The 3,149-nt window shown below is 70.1% G+C and carries 4 protein-coding genes; 1 reads left to right on the top strand and 3 read right to left on the bottom strand.

The features are described from left to right. Nucleotides 1–106 precede the first annotated feature (106 nt). Entirely contained in the window at nucleotides 107–1,348 is a 1,242-nt protein-coding gene (locus AB0O00_RS33705) for a hypothetical protein (RefSeq protein ID WP_363658342.1), read from the bottom strand. Nucleotides 1,349–1,509: 161 nt separating this feature from the next. Between AB0O00_RS33705 and AB0O00_RS33710 the strand changes: the two genes are divergently transcribed. Further along, entirely contained in the window at nucleotides 1,510–1,698 is a 189-nt protein-coding gene (locus AB0O00_RS33710) for a hypothetical protein (RefSeq protein WP_363658343.1), read from the top strand. Here AB0O00_RS33710 and AB0O00_RS33715 read toward each other — a convergent pair. Continuing rightward, nucleotides 1,695–2,102, bottom strand: coding sequence for an SgcJ/EcaC family oxidoreductase (locus AB0O00_RS33715; RefSeq protein WP_363658345.1), 408 nt, complete (start codon nucleotides 2,100–2,102; stop codon nucleotides 1,695–1,697). The two genes, AB0O00_RS33710 and AB0O00_RS33715, sit on opposite strands and share 4 nt — an antisense overlap. 42 nt (nucleotides 2,103–2,144) lie before the next feature. After that, the gene (locus tag AB0O00_RS33720; protein WP_363658347.1) at nucleotides 2,145–2,942 is read right to left on the bottom strand and encodes a TIGR03084 family metal-binding protein; all 798 of its coding nucleotides are present in this window, start codon (nucleotides 2,940–2,942) and stop codon (nucleotides 2,145–2,147) included. Between the last annotated feature and the right edge of the window lie 207 nt (nucleotides 2,943–3,149).

Genomic DNA, 3,149 nt, shown 5'->3' on the forward strand with positions numbered 1-3,149 from the left:
GACGGAAGTCGACGGGCCGTCCCGGGTTCCCCCGATGGCCTGCTGGTACTCCGGCAGGACTTCGGTGCATCGCGCCTGCGGGGCCGCGCTCACGGGGAGGAGGCCGTCAGACTCCGGTCATGGTGAACGTACCCGTACCGTCCTGCCTGCCGCTGGAGTACTGGCGGATCAACTCCCCGTCCGCATACCGGTCGTAGCCCAGCATGGAGCCGGTGTACTTGTTCTGCACACCGACCTTCGAGCTGCCGGGTACGTCACGGTAGATGTAGAACCGCTGGAGGTCGTCCTCCCCGCAGTTGACCGTCGTCAGGTAGGCCTGCTCTTGGTTGGCGATGCCCGCCGGGATGGTCGCGCATCCGCCGTTGCCCCAGTTCCACAGCGACGCCTCAAGGACCCCGTTGTTCTCCGTCACGTTGCACAGCCGCCAGTTGTCCAGGTGGGCGCTGAAGAATGTGGATTCGCGCAGGCGGATGCCGTCGTTGGCCAGCAGCGGTGCGCTCCAGTTCAGGATCTTGCCGGGGACGTCCATCCGGTAGGCGCCGGGCTCGCAGTTGAGAGCGACGGCCCGCGAGCTGTCCCCGGCGGCTTTGAGCTGCCCGGCGGACGTGACGCCGCCGGTGGGGGCCGGGTCCTGCGCGGGACGGTCCTGCGTCTGCTTCGCCGTCGGCGCCACCGCACCGGCCGGGTGCTCGGCCTTCGCGGTCGGCGAGCCGCAGTCGAGGAGGACCTTCGCCTTGGCCATGATGCTGTTGGCGGGCACCGCGTCCTGGCAGCGCACCGCGCCTTCCTCAAGGGTGGTGTAGGTGGTGAAGCCGCCGCTGCCGGGCCCCTCGATCCAATTCAACGCCCAGCCGCCGTCGCCCTGTTGGACGCGGTTGCAGTTGAGGCTTCCGTATGTGCCGGTGACCTTCTTCGTGCCCTTGTAGACGCCGTAGTAGCCGGGCTGGGCAAAGTTCCACGTGACCGTGCTCGACTCGCTGCTGGTGGAGGTGTAGTTGACCTGAACGTTGAGGCCCAGGCTCGCGCTGACCTTGCCGAGGGCCTCTGTGCCAAAGCTGCCCTGCACGGTGCCGTTGAGGCCCACGGAGACCGAGATGGTGGTCTGGGTGCTGGTGGTGACGCTCTGGTTGCCCGTGGTGCCCTGGGTGACGAACCAGCCCTTGAAGTGGGTGATCTCCGGGGAAACCTCGGTGGTCTTGATGTACGGGTGGCGCGTGCCGAGGTCAGCCACCGTACAGGTGTCGCCGGGCTGGGGCGCCGTCGTGTCGGCGGGTGCTGCAGCAGCCGGTGAGGCGGCAAGGCCCACGGCGGCGATCGCCCAGGCGGCCGCCGTGGCGGTCACCGCCATGAGTGACCTGCCGCTGCGGCTGACGGGTCGTATGGGGCGCAACACTATCCATTCCCCCCTGGTCGTGTATATGTCAGGTAAAGAATGAATGTAGCGGCCCCCGGGCGGTGGTGTGAGGCCGGAACTGGCCAAGAAGTTCGTGGAGGGACCTATTCCGCCCCTTGTGGCTGGACCGGCGCTGCCTCGAGCGCGGCGCGTTCTGCTCGCTCGGCGAGCTGAAAACCACGCTCGAGGACTGGATCAAGAACTGGAACGACAGCGCCCACCCGTTCAAGTGGACCAAGACCGCCGACCAGATCATCGACCGAATCTGCCGCTACTGCTCAAGAATCTGCGGACCAGCTCACTAGCCCACGTGGATCGGGGTGTTCTGGTACCCGGCGACGCGCCACTCTCCGCCGTTCTGGCGGGAGAGCATCCAGGTCGCGCGGATCGCGCGCTCGCGGGCGACTACGGTCTCACCCGGGGCGAGGACGCCGCCCTGGGTGACGACGAGGGCGAAGTCGGGGCCGTGGAACTTGGCGGCCAGCGGGTCGCCGGTCACCCGGGTGCCCTTGAACGGGCCCGCGTAGGCCTGGGCCATGAACGTGCGGATGGCCTCGCGCCCCTGGAGGAAAATGTCCCCGGCGAGGATCAGGTGGGCGTCCTCGGTGAAGAGGTCGGCGAAGGCGTCGTGGTCGTGCTTGGCCCACGCGGCGACGATGCGCTGCGGGACCTCGACGGCGGCGGCCTGGTCGGAGGTGAGCTCGGGCATAGCGGTTCTCCTCATCGTGGGTGTGGGGCTCTCCTGCCGGCTCTACCGTCCGGCGAACTGTCCCGGGGTACGGCCGGCACCGGCCGGGCCGCGGTAGGCCTGGGCGATCTCCAGCCACGCCTGCGCGTCGGCGCCGGTGGCGGTCACCGCCAGGTCGTCGCGGTGCCGGCGGCGGGTGACCAGCAGGCAGAAGTCCTCGGCGGGGCCGCTCACCCGGTCCGTCGCGTCGACCGGTCCGAACGCCCAGAGCGCGCCGGAGGGCGCCGTGATCTCGAACCTGAACTCCTTCTCCGGCGGCGTCAGCTTCCGCGCCTGGTAGCCGAAGTCCCAGACCCGGACGGCGAATTCGACCAGCGGCCGGAGCCGGTCGGTGCGCGGGCGGGCCACGCCGAGCGCGTCCGCGATGTCCTGCCCGTGCCCGAACAGCTCCATCATCCCGGCCGCCGCCAGCACCGGAGCCGGGAGCGGCCGCACCAGCCACGGCACCAGCTCCCCGGCCGGCACCTCCGCCAGCGCCTTCTCCGCCGCCGCCCGTTCGGCCTGCCACAGCGCGTACAGGCGCTCCGGCGGCTCGGCGAGGTAGGGCAGCAGCGCGGTCTGCACGGCCCCGTCGAAGTCCCCGCCGATCCGCGACACGATCGCCCGGAACGCGTCCGGCGCCGCGGCCGCCGTCCCGGCCATCTTGAACACCGCGGCCAGATGGGCCACTTGGTGGGCGACCGTCCACCCCGGCGCCGGTGTCGGCAGCCGCCACTGTTCCTCGTCCAGGTCCGCGACGAGTCGGTCGATCTCCCCACCCTCGGCGCTCAGCGCCGCGATCACGTCCTGCGGGTCCGCCATCCTGTGTCCGTCCGTCCTGGTCTCGTCACCGGGGCGCCGGCCATCCGGCGAACCGCCGGGGCCACGCCGCACGAACCGTACGATCAACGAACTTCAGTATGTCCCCGCCGAGTTGCCCCGCCTTCTCCGATCGTGCGGAGGACGGCCGCCCCCGCGTGCGACCGGTTCAGGTCCGTGCAAGGTTTCCGCAACTCCCTTGCAGAGAAC

Origin of the sequence: Kitasatospora sp. NPDC093558 (assembly GCF_040683475.1) — a bacterium.
GTDB lineage: Bacteria > Actinomycetota > Actinomycetes > Streptomycetales > Streptomycetaceae > Kitasatospora.

Coding starts and splice junctions, on each gene's coding strand:
- AB0O00_RS33715 (WP_363658345.1), bottom strand. CDS start 2,102: ATGCCCGAGCTCACCTCCGACCAGGCCGCCGCCGTCGAGGTCCCGCAG.
- AB0O00_RS33720 (WP_363658347.1), bottom strand. CDS start 2,942: ATGGCGGACCCGCAGGACGTGATCGCGGCGCTGAGCGCCGAGGGTGGG.
- AB0O00_RS33705 (WP_363658342.1), bottom strand. CDS start 1,348: ATGGCGGTGACCGCCACGGCGGCCGCCTGGGCGATCGCCGCCGTGGGC.